At 36.8% G+C, this 19,646-nt stretch carries 10 protein-coding genes and 1 pseudogene; 1 reads left to right on the top strand and 10 read right to left on the bottom strand.

Annotation, left to right across the window (positions count from 1 at the left end):
* Window positions 1-142 precede the first annotated feature (142 nt).
* The gene (gene galT / locus ACHZK0_RS09925; RefSeq protein ID WP_395761494.1) at window positions 143-1,633 is read right to left on the bottom strand and encodes a UDP-glucose--hexose-1-phosphate uridylyltransferase; all 1,491 of its coding nucleotides are present in this window, start codon (window positions 1,631-1,633) and stop codon (window positions 143-145) included.
* A gap of 721 nt (window positions 1,634-2,354) precedes the next feature.
* Between galT and ACHZK0_RS09920 the strand changes: the two genes are divergently transcribed.
* Entirely contained in the window at window positions 2,355-5,855 is a 3,501-nt protein-coding gene (locus tag ACHZK0_RS09920) for an endo-alpha-N-acetylgalactosaminidase family protein (RefSeq protein WP_395761493.1), read from the top strand.
* Window positions 5,856-6,085: 230 nt separating this feature from the next.
* Here ACHZK0_RS09920 and ACHZK0_RS09915 read toward each other — a convergent pair.
* The 9 genes and pseudogenes from ACHZK0_RS09915 to ACHZK0_RS09875 form a co-directional block, all read right to left on the bottom strand.
* Window positions 6,086-10,485, bottom strand: a pseudogene (locus tag ACHZK0_RS09915) (endo-alpha-N-acetylgalactosaminidase family protein).
* A 434-nt stretch (window positions 10,486-10,919) separates the two neighbouring features.
* A complete protein-coding gene (lacD, locus tag ACHZK0_RS09910; protein WP_395761492.1) occupies window positions 10,920-11,927 on the bottom strand; it encodes a tagatose-bisphosphate aldolase in 1,008 nt (335 codons plus the stop codon).
* A gap of 15 nt (window positions 11,928-11,942) precedes the next feature.
* Window positions 11,943-12,878 (bottom strand): tagatose-6-phosphate kinase, encoded by a 936-nt coding sequence (gene lacC / locus ACHZK0_RS09905; RefSeq protein ID WP_395761491.1) that lies wholly within the window; start codon window positions 12,876-12,878, stop codon window positions 11,943-11,945.
* A 26-nt stretch (window positions 12,879-12,904) separates the two neighbouring features.
* Window positions 12,905-14,053, bottom strand: a complete 1,149-nt coding sequence (gene nagA / locus ACHZK0_RS09900) for an N-acetylglucosamine-6-phosphate deacetylase (protein ID WP_316251373.1) — start codon at window positions 14,051-14,053, stop codon at window positions 12,905-12,907.
* Window positions 14,054-14,072: 19 nt separating this feature from the next.
* The gene (locus ACHZK0_RS09895) at window positions 14,073-15,239 is read right to left on the bottom strand and encodes an SIS domain-containing protein (protein WP_262741892.1); all 1,167 of its coding nucleotides are present in this window, start codon (window positions 15,237-15,239) and stop codon (window positions 14,073-14,075) included.
* A 61-nt stretch (window positions 15,240-15,300) separates the two neighbouring features.
* Complete coding sequence (locus ACHZK0_RS09890) at window positions 15,301-16,200, bottom strand: ROK family protein (RefSeq protein WP_262741891.1); 900 nt, start codon at window positions 16,198-16,200, stop codon at window positions 15,301-15,303.
* 108 nt (window positions 16,201-16,308) lie between these two features.
* Window positions 16,309-16,476, bottom strand: coding sequence for a DUF6903 family protein (locus tag ACHZK0_RS09885; protein WP_170956859.1), 168 nt, complete (start codon window positions 16,474-16,476; stop codon window positions 16,309-16,311).
* A complete protein-coding gene (gene gnpA, locus ACHZK0_RS09880) occupies window positions 16,466-18,637 on the bottom strand; it encodes a 1,3-beta-galactosyl-N-acetylhexosamine phosphorylase (RefSeq protein ID WP_395761490.1) in 2,172 nt (723 codons plus the stop codon). Before gnpA ends, ACHZK0_RS09885 begins: the two co-directional genes overlap by 11 nt.
* A gap of 12 nt (window positions 18,638-18,649) precedes the next feature.
* Window positions 18,650-19,639, bottom strand: a complete 990-nt coding sequence (locus ACHZK0_RS09875; RefSeq protein WP_395761489.1) for a carbohydrate ABC transporter permease — start codon at window positions 19,637-19,639, stop codon at window positions 18,650-18,652.
* Window positions 19,640-19,646 lie beyond the last annotated feature (7 nt).

Here is a 19,646-nt window from a genome sequence, read left to right as displayed (position 1 = left end):
ACATTTAATACACATCATTAATATAGGGCCACCTATCTGTTTCAATTCCTGTAGTTGCTTATGCTCACACTTCCCCATATTATTACCTCCCTTATCATATAATTAGGTCATTTTGTAATCGTTATAACTACTAAGTCCATTCCTAATTTAAGGTCTGAATAAAACGTTTAAACGCCGATACCCCTTCGTCATCTCGTTTAAAAACACCAGCATCCTCAAGCGCCTGTATAAATTTCCTTCCCACTTCTTCTCTTATAATCTCCTGTACATTTTGTTCATGTATCCGATTGTCATATTTGATTTTTAATTGTTCTGCCCATCGTATATGAGGCGTTGGAATATCACTTGGAATGTTAAGTAAGAATTTTTCCACTTCCTGAAGTTCTGTTTTTAAACGCGCAGGTAGTACAGCTAACCCCATTACTTCAATTAGACCGATATTTTCTTTTTTAATATGTTGTATTTCCGCATGAGGGTGAAAAATACCTAGCGGATGTTCTTCACTTGTACGATTATTTCGCAAAACAAGGTCCAATTCGTACATATTATTCCGGTAGCGGGCAATCGGCGTAATCGTATGATGTGAAACATCATTCGTAACTGCAAATATATTAACGGATGGATCACTATATCCCTTCCACCTCTCTAATATGTAATCCCCTGCATTTACTATTTGTGCTATGTCGTTACTTCTTAAGCGAATAACTGACATAGGCCATTTAATAATAGAACTTTGCATTTCTGGAAAGTTAGTGAGTTCAAAAATGAAGTCATTTGATGCATTTGCCATAGCAAATTCATAATTTCCACCTTGATAGTGGTCATGTGTTAGAATAGATCCTCCTACAATTGGCAAATCTGCATTAGAACCAAGGAAATAATGCGGGAATTTTTCTACAAATTTTAACAAACGTAAAAATGTTTGACGGTCAATTTTCATATCTCGGTGTTCTGAGGACAATACAATGCAGTGTTCATTGAAGTAAATATACGGAGAATACTGTAGAAACCAGCTTTCATCTGTAAGATTCATACGAATGATACGATGATTCGAGCGTGCCGGATGTCCAATTCTGCCTCTATATCCTTCATTCTCAATACAGAGTAAACATTTTGGATAATTTGTACTTTCCAATACTCTCTCTCTAGCAATTTGTTTCGGGTCTTTTTCCGGTTTTGATAAATTAATTGTAATATCAATGGGTCCATATTCCGTAAGTACTTTATAATTTATATTTTTGGCAATTTGCTTCATTTGAATATAGTTGCTGTTTTTACTTAATTCATAGAAGTAATTTGTTGCAGCCTTCGGATTTTGTTCGTATTTTTCATAAAATAGAGAATTGATAACGGACGGTTTTGACATAAAAACATCCATAATGGCACTTGCTAAAATCTCCTTCTCGTCCATTACTTCCTCAATGACTTTATGCGTACAAGCATATTCAATTAACTCCTCCAATAACTCCGCAATTGCTTTCTTTGCAGATGCGGGCGCTGACGTTTCCACTACAAAGTCATCTAAACGAAGTAAGGAAAGGATTTGATTCCTTGTATATATTTCATCTTCTTGTTCAATTAATTGAACTTCAATAGCACGATTAATTAACTGCTGGATAGCTTGATATATCATCAGTATATACCTCCTCTAACCTTATAGCGTTTTATGTTGTTACGATGCCAGTTCTATGTACCTTTTATAATTTTATGAACAGACGTATGGGATAACCACCATTCTAATTTACATTTTGCTTTTTCCGAAGAAGCTATTAGCATACTTGAATCACCCGTTTAGTAAGCCATTTTGTTACATTATACGTACGTAAAAAAACTTCTACAATCAACATCTTGTCGTATTTTTTAGACATCTTGCTTTTCACTTTTAACATCTCACTAAAAACATAAAAAGGAACATTTTTTGAAGAACGATTTAATGAACACAATGAGGCCTATCTCCACTAAGATAGACCTTTTAATCACAATAATACATAGACTATAAAACTACCTTTACTAATCCTTACCCCTGTGTCTCTCCCCCTGAAGCCACCCTTTTAATAATAAACGTACCTGCTCCGGTATCATCGCCATCTTATTTTATTTATATTATTTTCAACATTACAAAAAACAATATTTCTAAAAAACAGAGCAATATCTCTGTTGTGTAAGCGCTTCACAAAAAGTAATCTATGAGTACAGATAGATACTGGAAACTACTTCTGGTTTTAATAGATTCTCAACTACTATACAAACTTCACATTATATCAAAATATTAAGTTTAAAAGGCCATAAAGTGATCTATACCTGTGAAAAACCATCAATATCAAAAGTGCCAAAATGGAAACGAGGGGGTACATATGAAAAAATCAAAAAAGAAGTACAGGAGGACAATTGCAACACTTGTATCGGGTTGTGTCGTAGGTTCTATTTGTTTTACAAACGGTTCCCTAATCCAAGCTGAGGAAAACACGGATACTAAACAAGCTGAAAATCAAATCATTTCTCAAAGCCCAAATGCGGTTATTTCATCTAACCAAATGAACATTCTCGTTGATGTAAATTTTCCAAGAGTCATTCAATACGATTTAAAATCTGGAACTGGAGCAGGAAAGACTTTTTACGGACAGACTGAAGCATTAGATACAATCCTTATTAATGACGTAGCAGTAAAACCAAAAGTAAAAGCAAAAGTTTTATCAGATAAAGTTCTATATGAGATGACGGTGATAGACACTCATAACAATATCTCTGCGGTTATTACTGCTGAAATGGTTGTTAAAGAGAATATATTAGAATTCAATATTACAAAGATTGTCGACAACAAAATCGTAAAAACTATCGAAATCCCAAATCATAATTTAATTTCTGTAAATAACAGTCAAAAAGATGCAGTGCTAGATGGCGTACAGATGTCAACAAATACTCGTATTAATGGTGACAGACAGATTAAGGTTGACGAAAATTTAATTACGAAAGATGAAGAGCAAAAAGGATATATGTATGCTTTTCTTTCTACTGATGAATTAAGTGCAAGTATATGGTCTAATACGGAGAATAGTTTAGTAAAAAAATTAGCTCCAGATTCTTATGCTGCAAAGACTGATGCTCAAAGAATTACGGCAAATGCTACGACTAATAGTGCAGGAAAAAAAACAATTGGTCTAAGTAGTACCTTCTGGACGTATCAAAAGTCAGAAGAACATCGTAAAGAAGATGGCACTCTAGAGCTAACGGATGGAACAGTTAATAAGGTAGATGAAATGCCGTCTGTGAAGGTTATCATTACTGCTGACGCTAATGATGATAAAAAGATAAACTGGCAAGACGGAGCAATTGCTTATAGGAAAATTATGAACGAACCTCTAGGGTCAGAAAAAGTTCCAGACTTAGTTGGTTACCGTGTTAACATGAACTTTGGCAGTCAAGCCCAAAATCCTTTCTTAATGGCTTTAGACGGAGTGAAAAAGTTTCATTTAAATACTGATGGACTAGGACAATCTATTCTACTCAAAGGTTATGGTAGTGAAGGTCATGATTCTGGTCATTTAAATTATGCTGACATTGGAACCCGAATTGGCGGTGCAAAGGACATGAAAACATTGCTAACAAAGGGTAAAGAATATGGGGCAACTTTTGGTGTTCATGTGAATGCAAGTGAAACATATCCAGAGTCAAAATATTTCCAAGAAGAGCGTTTATTAAAAAATCCAGATGGAACTTATAAGTATGGTTGGAACTGGATTGATCAAGGAATAAACATTAATGCTGATTATGACTTAAGAAATGGCAGAGCACAACGATTCAAAGATTTATATGATGCTCTTGGTGGCAAAAAGAATGATCTAGATTTTATTTATGTAGACGTTTGGGGTAATGGACAGTCAGGTGATAATAGTACATGGCCGAGCCGTCAATTAAGTAAAGAAATAAACAGTTTAGGTTGGCGCTTAGGCAGTGAGTGGGGATATGCGAACGAGTATGATTCCACATTTCAACACTGGGCAGCCGATTTAACTTATGGTGGATATACTCTAAAAGGTATTAATAGTACCATCACTCGTTTCATTAAAAACCATCAAAAAGATGCATGGATTGGTAACTATCCTAAGTATGGAGGCGACGCAGATGCTCCATTATTAGGTGGATACAGTATGAAAGACTTTGAAGGTTGGCAAGGTAGAAGTGACTACAAAGCGTATATTGATAACTTATTTGCGGTGAATATTCCAACCAAATTCATTCAACATTATAAAGTAACACAGTGGGAAGATGGTAAAGCAGTTGAAATGAAAGATGATAAACAACAAACTTACAACTGGGTACCAGGTATGAAGTCCGTATTAAAGGACGAATCTAGTGAAAATATACTTACAATTGAAAGAAAATCAAATGATTTTGCAAATGATAAAGATGGCTATCGCACAAGAACTATGACATTAAATGGTAAGCAAATATTTGAAGGTAAACCTGGTGACGAAAAGTATTTATTTCCATGGTCTTGGGATCAAAACGGCAAAAAATTATCAGCAGAGAATGAAAAATTATATCACTGGAACACAAACGGTGGAAAAACAACGTGGACTGTTCCAACTGGTTGGCAAGGTACCGTTAAAGTGTATGAGTTAACTGAATTAGGTAAAGAGAATATGAAAAATGTTAAAATTGAAAATGGAAAAATCACATTAGATGCAAAAAAATCTACTGCATATGTAATTTATAAAGGGCCAAAATCCAATAAAGATGTTAAATGGAGTGAAGGAATGCATCTTATAGACGCTGGATTTAACAGCAATTCCCTAAAAAATTGGAAAATCAAAGGAGACTCAAAAGCAGTTAAGATTACGAAGAGTGAAGGTAATAATAATATGCTAACAATCTCCAATAATAAAAAGAAAGTAAATGTTACTCAAAAATTAACAGACCTAAAACCTAATACAAAGTATGCTGCATATGTGGGTATAGACAACCGAAGTGAAGCACAAGCAAGCATAACGATTACTTCTAACGACAAAGAGTATACAAATAGTACTGGTAAATCTATCGCTAAAAACTATGTAAGAGCATACGCACATAATACACTAGGCTCTGAGCAAGCAAAAGCTGATGGTCAAATGACTTCAACTGTGGATGGAACAAGTTACTTTCAAAATATGGATGTGTTTTTTGAAACTGGTAAAAAAACATCAGATGTAACTATTGATTTATCTAGAGATGGTGGAACTGGTGCAAGTTACTTTGATGATATTCGCATCGTGGAAAGTAATGCCGAAAACCAAGTAAGCAATAATAAATTTGTACAAGACTTTGAAAATGTTGTACAAGGCATCTATCCGTTTGTAATTGGTAATATTGAAGGCGTAGAAGATAATAGAACACACCTGTCTGAATTACATGTACCATATACACAAAGAGGTTGGAACCAAAAAATAGTAAATGATGTTATCGCAGGTAAATGGTCACTTAAAACGAATGGATTAACGGAAGGTGACGCTCTTGTATACCAAACTATCCCTCAAAACTTCACATTTAAACCAGGAGTAACGTATAAAATTACTTTTGATTATGAGGCAGGTAGTGATGGAACGTATACAGTGGTGACAGGTAATGCTCCATTTGAAGAAAAAGGAGTATTAACTAAGGAGGAATTAAAATCAACCGCAAGCAGTGATAAGAATGAAAAAGCTAGCACATATTCCTTTACTTTAACAGGAGATAAATCGGGGCAAAGCTGGTTTGGCATTTATTCCACTAATAAAGCAGCTAATACTAACGGTGTGAAAGGATCACAAGCTAACTTTAACGGGTATAAAGATATTATGCTTGATAATCTAGTTATTGAAGTAGTGTCAAATAAATAGAATCAGTTGCTTTATATTGCAGAGGTTGTCTCAAAAGGTCATTAAAAAAGACCTTTTGGAGACAACTTCTTTTTTATACTTTATAAACATAAGAGAATCGTTCCTTTCTGTCCGTAATTTGGTTGTGGTAACATACTTATATCAAAAAGAGGTTAACCTATATAGCTACTCAGCTATCTTTCGGTCAACCTCTTTTCATTCTCGATATTACCCGAGCTATAAAACTCCCTTTATCTTAACTCGAGATTTTTATCTCTGTGCCTCTCTCCCCCTGTAGTCACCTTTTTTCAATACGTAAATTATCTAAAATAAACGTACCTGCTCCAGTATCTCCGTTTAAATTCGTTCCATCACTGAAAATTCCAACATAAGTTTGACCGTTCTCAGAACCTGTCACAGTAAACTCTGCTGTTTTTGTGTCAGTAGATGCAGTAAGAGTGTTATTCACACTCAATCCCTTTGCACTCGCAATGTCTCGAACATCAATTTCTTGATCTCCTGAAATAAAGCGGAATGCATTTGCTGTTGTTTGGTAGTCAAATGATACTTTATAAGTTACGCCTGGTTCGAAACGATAATTTTGAGGAATCGTACGGTACAGCAAACCTTTATTTCCAGTGTTCACTTTAACGGACCAATTCCCACCTAATACATCATCGACTAGTTTTTTACCCGCCCATCCTTTTTGCGTATATGGAGCATGCAGTTCAGACAGATGAATTCTGTTGTCTTCTACTCCTTCTGTGTTACCGATAACGAATGGGTAAATTCCTTGTACTACCGATTCAAAATCTTGTTTAAATTCCGTTGGTGAGACATAATTTTTTAAGGATTTTTGAACAATCCGAATATCGTCAAATTTTGTGTTTCCTTTTCCAGCATCACGGCTGAGAGTTAATTTAGCTTTATTCGTTTCAGCTGTAAAGCTTACTTGCATGATTTGCATTTTGCTATTGTATCCATCATTTGAAGCATGTGAATCTGCCTTAACATAGTTCTTTTGCAGGCTGCGAAGTGTGTAATTGTTAACATCTTCTTTCCCACCTGTTACTGTAATTCCGGCCTTTACATCACTATTGTTTTCAACATACACCTCTGCTACATAATCTTTACCTGGTTCCAAACCAGTTAGGACACGTGAAACAGTTGTATCTTTTGACGGACTATCAATATTCAAGTAGTAATCTCCACTACTCACATTGCGGTTGCTTCCAGTTTGATTCGTTCTAACGGCGCTTATAGCTTTGTTATCCCCCTCAATAGTTGTATATGCACTTACTTTTCCTGTATTGAATCCCGCGTCATATATGTGAGCACCCTTGCTCCAATCATAGTCAATAATTTCCAAACCTTTATCTCTTTTTGGTACAACAACATAAGGAGTTGCCGCATCAGCTTTCAAAGTTACCTTATTATTTACGACCTTGACTTCTTTCATATCTGCTCTACCACAATCTGTCAGTTTGTATACATATACACTAGATGCATCTTTATATTCATCTGGAAGTGTCCAAGTTGTTGTACCACCTTCCAAATTCCAGTGATATAGTTTTTCAGACTTAGAAGTTGGATTTTTAAAATCTTGTTTCACCCAAGGAATTAAATAAGTGTGTCCATCAAGTACAACGTTTCCATTCAGTGTAATAACACGTTCCCTAGAATTGTCTTTTCTCGTTACATCGACAATATCTCCATTACTTGGATCTTTCAATTTTATTTCCTTTTCTAAGTTCGTCTTGCTTTTATCCCCTTCTACAGCTGTCCAATTCGTTACATAATATTTTTGTAAGAATTTAGTAGGTAGATTCGTATCAAATGTCATGCGAATAAAATTATCAAAATTCTTATCAGATTGCCATCCTTCGAAACCAGCTAATTCAAATCCACCAAGTAACGGATGATCAGCAGTTCCTCCTACTTCAGGCCAATTCAACACCCAAGAATCTCTTTGGTGATTGCTAATAAAGCGTAGTACTTCTGAGTTGATACCTTTACTTTCCGGTCCACCATAGTTTTTATCGGTAGCCCAGTGTTGCCACGTTGAATTATTGGCCATAGAACCACCAAATTCCGTTGTTAGTCTCCAGCCCCTATCTTTAAATTGATCTGCTATTCTATTTGATTCCCATTGATTTTGATACCATACATCTAAATAAATAAAGTCAAGATTTGGAACAGCAGTTTTCAATTCATCTAGTCTTTTCGCACGTGCTCCAGTATACAAATCTTTTAATTTATTAATTGTATAAGATTGATCTAGCCATCCCCATCCTAAAGAATTTGGACGATCAATAAAATCATTGTTGAAAGCTTTCGCTTCAGGATAAACTTCTTGCGCATTGATATGGACACCAAATTGGGTATTATACTTATGCCCCTCTTTAATAAGCGTATCCAAATCTTTAACGCCACCCATACGCTCACCTACATTACCGTAATCCGGATGACCACTGTCATGTCCTTCGTTTGCATATCCTTTTAATAAAACAGCCTGCCCCAATTCATCTGTAGCAAGAGCAACCTTTTTAATATTATCTGCTGTTTTTAAGAATGGTTGTTGTGCTTGTGATCCGAAATTCATTGCAATACGCATCCCAACATTATTGTTTACATCTTGATATCCTTTAATGTCTTGCATAATATCACGGTATGCAATCGCCGCATCCTGCCAATCTGTCTTATTATCAGTATTCAAATCTTTAGCGATAGCTATTTTAATAGTTGGTTTATTTTTTTGTGGTTCTGGCATAAAATCTCTTTGGTAATAGAGTGCACTAGAACCTATCCCCATTGCCTTAGCACCATTTTTATTTACATATCGATTTGCAACTAAGTTTTTATAGCCATCCACTTCTGAACTAGACCATACACCCGCACTCAATTCGTCAGTTGATAAAAATGCAGTATAATTTTTAGTAGATGTACCTATTTCCCCCATAGAAGAATCTACACTTACATCCACATCTCCTGATTTCCTAACATCAGTACTAATATTCGTTAATTTAGCTTTTGCACCTTTTTGCTCCGAATTTACTGAGATAACGTTCATATCAGTAAACTCAACTGTTTCAATTTTTGCACTACCATTATTTTTAATCTCATCGAAACTATAAATAACTTTATTATCATTTACTGTCAAAGATACTTTAAATACAGCATCAAGGTTTTTCATTTCATCCACAACTTTTAATGTATATAACGCTTCACTATCGCTTAGCTTTTCAAAACTTACTTTAGGATAGTATAGTGCACCATTTACTTTCAATCCGTAAACAGGTGATTCTTGTCCATTCATTACTTTATCGCCAACTTTGTATTTCACAACTCGCGGGAATACTTGGTCAATAGTAACATCCATATACTTTGACTTTAATGTATCTTCTACTGGTGGAGTATCTGGAGGCTTTGGCGCACTATATTCCTTGATTTTGATATTAGAAATCGTAATATCGGCACCTCCTCGGCTTTTTTCAAACCCAAGTCCCCCCGCCTGATCTACACCACCTGTTAATGTCCAAGAATCTACCTTTTTACCATCAATGTATAACGTTGCAACATCGTCCATGAATACTAAACGTAAATGGTATGTTTGTTTTGCTTGTAACGGCACATTTGAAGTCATCGACGTCCAATTGTTGATAGGACCAAATGTTTCACCAAAATACTGATCGTTCGTATCCCCTGTTCCCACATATGTGTATGCAGATGCATTTTGAACACGATAGATTAATCCAAAACGATTCATCTTATCAGTATTAGTAGTTACATCAGCTTCAAAAACACCATTTTTAATCGATTTCATTTGGTTATAGACAATTCGATTCTTTTGGGTAGATGTAACACCGAAAGTTGCTGAACCATCTGCATTATAAGTAACTTTTCCGTCTCCTGAGATAATTTTCAAGTCGCCTTCTTCTAATTTATTATCCGTAATGTCGACAAGTTTTCCATCTCCTGGATCCGTGCCTCCATCACCAGATGCAGCTCCTAATTCGATGAGAACTTGACTTTTTTTATCTCCAAAAGCACCGAGTTTAACTGCTTCCTTACCTGCAAGGAGGTTATTTACATCATTAGGTAAAGTAACCGGTCCAAATAAATCTTTTCCATCTAATGTAATGTTCATAGTGGTTGCGTTATAATCGATTTTTATGGAATGTGAGGTCCCAGCCTCTGGAAGTGCAACATTCGGTCTCGTTTTTAACCAATCACCTTTTCCTTGGTATTTGTATTCATAGAACCATCCAAGTGAGTCGTAGCCTACAAAAACGAAGTTATTATTGTCAATATAATGAGGATAGAAACCAAATCTAGTATCTTCTCCACTGGTTTCTGGAGTAAAGGTATACGCCATCGTTCCCGATTCTTTAGCGATTTTATTTTGTTCTTGAAAAATTGCAGCTTTAGCCCCGTTATCGTTTCCGGCACCTGCTCCAAGCCTTACATAGGACTTCCCATTTTGCTCTATTATTGCATTGATTTCGTTTCCTCCTGATGAAATTGTGACCCACGGATTAGACACATTTGCCCCTACATGTAATGGTACAATCATGCTAACTAAAAATGTCGGCACAATTAGCACAAGTGCAAGAAGGGTATTAAAAGCTCTCTTGAAATGCTTATTCTCCAATTCTTCTCCCCCTTTTAAATTTAAATTTTAGTTAAAAACAATACCTGCACATTCTTTTTTAAAACATACTAAAACCTGAAAGGTACCGCTTTCACTTATGTTTAGAATAGTTTTTTTCATGTGCCCACTCAATAAAGATATTGTTTCTTTTTTTAGTTATATTGTCTTTTTAAAACGCTTACAAAATAAGGATATTGTTACCTTTTTAAGTATGTTTTTTACTGAATTTCACTACATTCAATCGATTAGATTTTATACGATAATTAGTATTACGGTTCTTCTCTCTCCCTTTAGTCATGATTACTGCTCCCTTAACTGTTCTGAGCTTTTACTCTAGAATTTGTGGTCATACTGGACGCAACTAAAAAAATGAGCAGACGAATGTCTACTCATTTTTCTTCATTCCATTTAAAAACGGAAGAAAAGATATTATACTAACTTTGAAGCTCAGCTGTTACTTTTACTTTAGCAAACCATGAGTTAGCTGTCTCTTTCAATACGAGATTCAGTTCTTCAGTGTTCTGTTTACCAATATCTTTTAACCAATCACGACCTGCCTGTTCACCGCTTATAGCAAATGGCATAACACCGTCTTTCCAAGTTGCCCGACCACATAACACTCCGTTAAAGGTAGAACCAGAGTCTTTAGCAAATTTTAATGTTTCTTGAAATAATTTTGCACTTACTCCTGCACTCAGGAAAATAAACGGCAGCTCGGTCACTTCACTTTGTTCTTTGAAATAAGAAGCTGCTTTGTCTTTACTGTAAACAAATTCACCTTCTGTATATCCTTCCACATAATTCATATCTACTGGAACTTCTACTTTTAATACATCTACTTTATATTCTGGTTTCGAGAACTCCTTCATGGCCTCAATCACTTTATACGGTTTTATTTTTGCGTATGCTTTACTTTTTACATCATCACTTTCAGCATCATACGTAACAATCTCTAAGAAAAATGGTATGTCTTCAGCTGCACACTCAGATCCGATACGTTCCATATAGACATGCTTATAGTTATTAATTTTTTCATCTTCATTGACATCATAGTAGAGTAAAAATTTAATAGCATCAGCACCTGCATCCTTTAATCGTTTCACTGACCATTCTGGTAATAAATCCGGTAACCGTCCTACCTCTGACGCATCGTACCCAGTTTTTTCATATGCTACGATTAATCCTGATTCTTTATCTCGAACCTTAGCCGCTGGCAGACCGTATTCAGGGTCCAAAAGAATTGCTGTTGCAAATGGTGTTAGTTCCTCAGAAACTAATTCTTTGAAACGGATAATGCCTTCATCTCCAACATGACTTGCACCGCCAGACGCAATCATTTTTTTCAATGAACCACGTTGGTCAATAGCCAATGCTCCAATTATGCCATTTTCAGCAGATAAACGTTTTAGAGCTTCCAATTTATTTTTGGTTAGTTCTAACATCAACATTCTCCTCTTTCAATCTATTTTTTCAACTTTAACGAGATCAAAGTAATGTTTAAACTTATTCATATTAATATAGCCCGTTCCAGCTTCCATCGTATTTAACATTCCTGTAGTCATCGCCGTTTTAAGAACAGTCTCGACCGTTTGGTTTTGATGTAATGCCACAGCTAATCCTGCAACTGTTGCATCACCAGACCCTACAGGATTGACCACTTCTATTTTCGGGATCGTAACTCTGTAATAGTCCTCGCCGTGCTTAACAAATGCACCTTCACTTCCCATTGACACGATAATCCACTCAATCCCAGTAAATAGTTCATAGTTTAATACTTGCTTTAGATCTATGTTTCCCGCTTCCACGCCAATGCCCAACAGCTGAGATAATTCCGCTGTATTTGGTTTGATGGCAAATGGTTTTTCTTTATGCACCATCGCTTGTTTCAAAGATTCCCCTGACGAATCCATAATTATTGGAATTCCATTTTTATGACAGATTTCTAACATTTGATAATAATAGTTAGTTGGTAACCCTTTCGGTAAGCTACCCGAAATTGTCACAAGTGAAGCTGTTGCAAGTAGAAATTCAAATTTTTCTAAAAAACGAGCCCCTTCTTCTTTGGATAATGTTGGCCCAGATTCTAAAATCTCTGTTTGCATCCCTTCATGAAGAATGGCAATACAATTTCTTGATTCTTTTTTGATTTTCAAAAAGTCATTTGAAATGTTGACTTTATTTAATTCTTGAATAATGTATTCCCCAATCGTACCACCAAGCACACCTGTCGCTAAGACACCTTCTTCCATTTGAGCGATTACTCGCGCAACATTCAAGCCTTTTCCACCAGCAGTTTTATGAACCGCTTCTACACGGTTAACAACATCTAACTTTAATTCATGAATCGGATAGGAAATATCGACCGATGGATTCATGGTGACAGATAGTATCATTGGTAATCCCTCTTTCAGAAATTTGTTTAAGCTTGAAAACGGCATACACCGTCAAGATAAGTAGCAGTTACATCCATCTCTGGCGTTATCACAATAAAGTCAGCATCATATCCCTCGGCAATCTTCCCGCATTCGCCATCGAGCTGCATACTTTTAGCTGGTGCCGTACTCGCCATGTAAATTGCCTCCTCAGGTGTGGCAATTCCCCATTCGACGACATTTTTGACAGCATCTTTTAATTGCAAAATGCTCCCTGCTAAACTTCCGTTTTCCAAACGAGCCATCCCATCTTTTACTTTCACAGGAAATTCTCCCAGCTGATACATTCCTTCAGGCATACCTCCAGCCATCATACAATCAGACACCATAACAACCTTTTCTCTGCCGCGGATATTCATCAAAATATTTGAGGCAACAGGATGTACATGATGTCCATCACATACGATTTCGGCAAAAACATCTTTTAGATTCATGGCTGCTCCGACCATCCCCGGCTCACGATGATGCAATGGACTCATTCCATTGAAAGTATGAATAAAAATGGAAGCTCCTTTTTCTACCGCTTGCTTTGCTTCTTCATAAGTTGCATCACTGTGGGCCAACGCCACGGCAACCCCTTCTCCTACAGCATATTCAATAAATTCCGCTGCCCCTTTCCTTTCAGGTGCAATTGCGATTTTTTTAATAGCATTATTTGATAATCCCTGCCAAACTTTCAACATTTCAACTGATGGGTCACAAAAATATTTCGTGTTTTGTGCTCCTTTATGCTTTTCAGTAAAAAACGGTCCTTCTAAAAAGATCCCTTTAATTTTTGCGCCTTGCACTTTCGTGTAATTGGCACCAATCATTTCAACGACGTTATTTAACGATTCTATTGAGGATGTTAAAGTTGTCGGTAAAAAGGATGTAACGCCGCAAGAAAGGAGTCCTACCGAAATTTGGTTCAGTCCCCCAAAACTATTGTCCATAATGTCGTGATTTCTAAATCCATGAATATGTGTGTCTACTAGGCCAGGAGCGATCCAATGTCCTCTATACTTAATAATTTCTGCCGTGTCCTCTGGCCTAGCTTCTGAATAAACACCGAATTTTCCGTCTTTTATCTCTAAAAATCCAGGCCCCGTAACCATCTCCTCAAGAAAAAACTTATCTGCAAAGATAAAAATAGACATGTATTTTCCCCTATCCTAGTTACTCATATTCGTAGATGGTAACACCTTTAACGACACGGTTTACTGTTCCTGTCGGTGAAGGTGTATCCGGTGTATTGCCTACTTTCACAGAAGCTAACAGTGAGACTGTTTGCCCAATCATTACAAAAGGTAACGCTAAGTAAGCATCTGGTACAGACTGAGCCTCGCTGCCGAATACAAATCTGTTCCCGGAATAATTGGTTTCTCCATCAACCTCAATGGCACAAATATAACTAGCAATGTTGTCCTGCTGCATTTCTTTTAACATATCTAAATCATATTGACGTGTATACGGATGGTTAGAAACAAACACAAAAACTAATGATTTTTCGTTTACAAATGATTTTGGACCGTGTCGGAATCCGAGTGGTGAATCAAATGCGGTAACAATTTTCCCAGCTGTCAGTTCTAATATTTTTAATTGTGATTCTTTCGCAAGGCCTTCTAAACTACCAGAACCTAAGTAAATAATTCGGTCAAAATCAAAATCTACTATCTTTTGAATGTCACCTTCTCTTTGAACGACACTTTCACCCATTTGATGGATTTTTTTCACTATCTTCGATTTTTCTTCTGTCGATATAGAATCAAAAACGAGTAATGCTGTTAACACCATGCAAGTATAACTTCCTGTCATTGCAAATCCTTGATCATTTGATTTTTCAGGCATCAATAGCAATAAATTCTTTTCATTATTCACGGCTCGTTTGGCTAATTTACCGTCTTTCGCACAAGTAATCGTTATTTGATACAAATCCGTTACTATTTGCTCAGCCAATTGTACAGCAGCAACACTTTCCGGACTGTTTCCGCTTCTAGCAAATGAAACGAGTAAAGTCGGAAAATCCTTTTTGAAAAATTGGTAAGGATTTGAAACTAACGTGGTTGTCGGAATGCTTCGTACTTCCCACTGTTGTTCCTCGGCTTTTTCTATTAAATAAGGGGTAACTGTATCACCGACATAGGCAGACGTTCCAGCACCTGTAAAAATAACTCGAACCCGGTTGTGTTTCGTTAGTATTTTTTGCAAAAACTCTTCTATTCCCTCGCTTTTCTCCATATACAAAGCAAAGGTTTCGGCCCATAAATCAGGCTGCCTTCTTATTTCCGCTGTTGTTATCAATGCACCTAACGAAGCTAAGTTTTCTTGACTTAATGTAAACATATTCGTCCACTCCTCTACCTATTTGCCATCATTCTCTCCATAAAAGAAGACCGGCGCCACCTCATTGCATACCTTCAAATACTCGTAAGCCTGCACCAGTAACTCCATTATTTTGCGCCAATGTACTGATGCTCATCTGCTCCAAAAGATGTTGTTGCTCTGGAAGCTGATACCTTTTCAGATTCTCTTTAATCAACTTCAGTAGAAATGGATTTTTCACAATGACACTGCCGCCAAAAACCATTTTGTGTGGATCTAATAAGGAGGAAATCGTATAAAGACCTTGAGCTACATAATCAATTACCTCATTGATGATGGACTGATATTCTGGTACCCCATTTATATAACTAGCAAAAACATCCTTTGTTGAAATCGTATCTACCTGTAAGTCCCTTTCGGCTATTCTCTGAATCCCTGGCCCAGCAGCAATTTTTTCTAATCGTTCATTGCCCCCTCTCGAGAGGACAGGAATCAAACCCAGTTCTCCAGCAAATCCTGCCCCCCTAAAAAATGAGCCTTTATGAATGATAGAACAAGATATTCCCGTACTTATAGTCACGTAGACAAAGGTTTCATCCTCTTTTACATGTGCTGCTCTCCATTCGGCATAAGCAGCCATATAGACATCATTGTCAATCGTAATCCGCTGAATACCAAATTGCTCTTGCAAACGGACCGAAATAGGAAACTGCCTCCAAGGTAAATTGTTTTGAAAAACGGCAATTCCCTTCTCGAAATCCACTTTCCCCGGTACCCCAACGCCAATTCCCTCGATATCCGCGATGGAAATCGATGATTTCCTGAGAACTTGTTCTACAGCTTCTACCACTTTACCAAACATTTTTTCTCGGTCTGAAGGATCACTTTTTATTTCCGCTCGTTCAAGCAGTTCACCTGTGTCCGAAATGACTCCCGCTGCAATCTTCGTTCCCCCAATATCAATGCCGACTGCCTTTTTCATTTGTCCGCACCCCTAGGTTTGTATTTGAAGTATTGAGTAATTTTCTATACTTGTTATCGTTGAACATATATGTGTGATTTCTTAATCAATTCACTTGCCCTGGTTGATTTATACGTATTTCCGATTGTAGTCATAAAGTAACCCTAAGAGACCAGCTAATCCAATCAACATCATACCTAATTCAAATTTACCAGCTGTCTTTTGGTAGATGATAATTAAAGACAGGCATACGATAAACACAACAATTTTAATAATAAATAAAATATTAGTCTTCATTTGAAAAATCCTCCCATCTGATTTCGCTAGGTGCCAACGTCACTTCTTTCCTCTTGCCTTGTCCGTCGTAGACAGCCGTTGTTTGTTCGATCATTGAATTGTTAACGATCGCCATTTTTTGAATGGATGGATATGCATGGACTTCACAATAAATGTTGCTCGCATGATACTTTTGGAATTCTCCTTCTTTATTGGCAGCATAGTATAACGCACGCATTAGCAGACGTGTATTTTCTTCACTGTATGGCAGCCCTGCTATATACACAGCTCTGCCTTCTCCAAACGAATGACTTGAAAGACGAACTTCCTCATTCGAATATTCGATTATTTCGGTTTTATCTGATAACGCATAAATGTTTTTCATTCCTTCACCAAAATCAAATTGGGTGCTGTCAGCAGAAATAAAGTGATTTTCGACAGGATTAATAAAATATTTATCTGTTGATAGGCTAAACCCTAATTCTTTGTCAACACCTAAGACATTCGCCAATTGAAAATAATGTCCTTCATGCTGATAGGCTGTCGGTTCGCCAATACCTATGAAACCTCCACCGTTATACATCCAGGCCCTAATTGTAGTGACTAACTTTTCATTAATCCAATTAGCTCCTCCTGAAAAAGCTGTGCCTACATCGCCGGCATTAATGATAACGTCAATATCCTCAGGTATCCCCTCGTTAATGACATCATCAAAACTAATGAATGAAACTTCCACAGCAGCCCCGCTCAAAGATTCCAAAACACCTAAATAAGAATAAATTTGTTTATACCATAGAGCGTGAGCAACCATATGTGTTTGCCAAGTTCTCAATTTGCCCCAAGAATTCAAAATTGCAACTTTAAGACCGCTGTATGGTTGAACACCTTTAATCGTGTCATGAATTTCACGAAATTCCTCGGTAACTTTTTCAATATAGGAGATAAATTCCGGGAATTGATAAGCTAGACTTAAATAACCGCCATAGCCGATACGATCAACAGGGTTCCGTAATAAAGCTCTGCGTGCCGTTAACCAGTTTTCATTCGCTTCAATCGTCGGGTTGTTACCTTCGTAAAAAGTGTCTGGGAAGAAATAAGGTAAGAAACGCCCTTCTGTGTAACGAACATGTGGTATATCTGCAATCATACGTAGTGTGGCTCCGCCGCCCACACTGCCTACAACTGCGTCCAATCCGATATTTTCAAAGTATTTCCCATATGGTTCTGTACCAATCCAGTTATCACCAAGGAACATCATTGCTTCTTTTCCACTTTCATGGACAATATCCACAAGTTTCTTTGCTTCTTCAGCAACGAACTTATGAACAAAATCTATATAATCTAAAAATGCGGTAGTTGGAATTCGAAACGAAGTATTATAATAACCTTGATCAACAATGTCCTCTGGTCTTAAACGATAACCCTTTTCTTTTTGAAAAGCATCCAATGCAGCAACTGAAACACTAGCACCATATCCGAACCAATCGACAAATTTCTCTTTGCCAAGGTTATTAAATACAAGGGTAAAATGATAGAAAAACGTTGTAAACCTGACCACATCTGTATCTGGATTTTCTGTCAGCCATTGTTTTAAATAGTTTTTCATAAATTCATTGGAATGTGGCTGCCTGACATCAAAAGGAATATCATGTGGCTTATCGCCCCACTTATTAGTAATATGATTGTACATTTGGGTTGGATCCCAAATCGCATAAACTAAGAATGAAACCGTGTATTCATGCCAAGGAATCGCATTTGTAATCAAGACACAATTTTTCTCTTCATTTACTTCCCAATCATTAGCGTTAACAATTTCTCCTGTCGTCCGATCGATAACCTCCCAGTATTTTTTAGGACTGTGAATGTAATCCGGCTTTAATTGTTCCTCAAAGTAGCCTTTCATAAAATCAATTTCAAGGGTGTCAGTAATCGCTGTATTGAATAAGCTCATTAAATAAAGTTGCTGGCATTCATCCATGTGCTTCTCTGCAAACTCATTGTGCGCTCGAGCAACAAAATAGGTCGTATAAATTTTCGCATCCAATTGTTTAATATCATCGTCTAGTTTCGTTCCATCACTATCACGAATCGCATCCGCGCCCCATCGTTCCATCAATTCTTTTGTTTCCTTAAGAAAATTTTCTTCACTCGGTAAAGTAACACGGCCTTTTTTCTTTTTCATGTAAATCCTCCTCTAATCCTTTAAACCACCAAGGGTCATTCCTTGTGTTAATTTTTTTTGAACAATGATGTATAAAATCAAAGTTGGTAGCATAACAAGAACCATGCCTGCATACATTTGGCCATAGTTCGCAGCAGATTTTTGAGCTGCCATCAAGTTCATTAACCCAACAGGTAACGTTTTATTTGGTCCTGGGATTAATGTTAAGGCAATAATGTATTCGTTCCAAAAGGCAAGAAAATTAAATAGAATGACGGCAATAATACTTGGACGAGCTATCGGAATCATGACTAAAATCATTGTTTTGAAATATCCTGCACCATCGACCAACGCCGCTTCCTCATACGTGGATGGAAGCGATTGAAAAAAACTAGACAGCAAGTAAATGGTAAATGGTAACGCCGTCGCCGCATATACCAATGCTAAAACAAATAAATTGTCTAGTAGAAATCCATCACCAATTTGGCCTTGTAAAAAGGTATCCCCGTCCAATAACATCAAGAAAATCGGAACAACAATGTAGTTCACATTGATGAATAATCCAGCTTTAAAAAAAGTATTTATTAACTTGCTTCCTCTAAAGCTATACCTTGCCAACACATAGGCTGCTGGTAAGGCCACAATCAATAAAATGAGCAGAGCCAACGCGGTTACCATGACTGAATTCAACATATAGATACCCATGTTTGCTTTTTGGAAGGCATCGATAAAGTTTTGAAAATAGAAACTTTTCGGCATGGACCAAGGACTTCCATAAAACTCCGAGTTTTGCTTCACTGAGGCTAAGAAAACCCATGCAACAGGAATAATAATAGAAATTGCTAACGTAAGCAGTGCTACATATATAAAACAACGATATATTGTTTCTGTAGCCATACCTTTTTGGGGCTTAACTTTTTTTGGGGCTTTATAAGCTGCTTCTACAATCATTTCTTTTTCGGTTTCCATCGTTTGTGGATCTCGATAAGCTGTTTCTGTTGTCATTCGTTTTTGTGTTTCCATCGTTTTG

This window comes from Bacillus sp. 3G2, from assembly GCF_044324725.1.
Classification (GTDB): domain Bacteria; phylum Bacillota; class Bacilli; order Bacillales; family Bacillaceae_G; genus Bacillus_A; species Bacillus_A mobilis.
Note: the sequence above shows the minus strand (reverse complement) of the source record. Positions and strands in the feature narration are given on the sequence as shown.

What these genes read in the sequence shown, in the direction of transcription:
- galT (WP_395761494.1), bottom strand. Translation starts at nt 1,633, where the DNA reads ATGATATATCAAGCTATCCAGCAGTTAATTAATCGTGCTATTGAAGTT.
- ACHZK0_RS09920 (WP_395761493.1), top strand. Translation starts at nt 2,355, where the DNA reads ATGAAAAAATCAAAAAAGAAGTACAGGAGGACAATTGCAACACTTGTA.
- lacD (WP_395761492.1), bottom strand. Translation starts at nt 11,927, where the DNA reads ATGTTAGAACTAACCAAAAATAAATTGGAAGCTCTAAAACGTTTATCT.
- lacC (WP_395761491.1), bottom strand. Translation starts at nt 12,878, where the DNA reads ATGATACTATCTGTCACCATGAATCCATCGGTCGATATTTCCTATCCG.
- nagA (WP_316251373.1), bottom strand. Translation starts at nt 14,053, where the DNA reads ATGTCTATTTTTATCTTTGCAGATAAGTTTTTTCTTGAGGAGATGGTT.
- ACHZK0_RS09895 (WP_262741892.1), bottom strand. Translation starts at nt 15,239, where the DNA reads ATGTTTACATTAAGTCAAGAAAACTTAGCTTCGTTAGGTGCATTGATA.
- ACHZK0_RS09890 (WP_262741891.1), bottom strand. Translation starts at nt 16,200, where the DNA reads ATGAAAAAGGCAGTCGGCATTGATATTGGGGGAACGAAGATTGCAGCG.
- ACHZK0_RS09885 (WP_170956859.1), bottom strand. Translation starts at nt 16,476, where the DNA reads ATGAAGACTAATATTTTATTTATTATTAAAATTGTTGTGTTTATCGTA.
- gnpA (WP_395761490.1), bottom strand. Translation starts at nt 18,637, where the DNA reads ATGAAAAAGAAAAAAGGCCGTGTTACTTTACCGAGTGAAGAAAATTTT.
- ACHZK0_RS09875 (WP_395761489.1), bottom strand. Translation starts at nt 19,639, where the DNA reads ATGGAAACACAAAAACGAATGACAACAGAAACAGCTTATCGAGATCCA.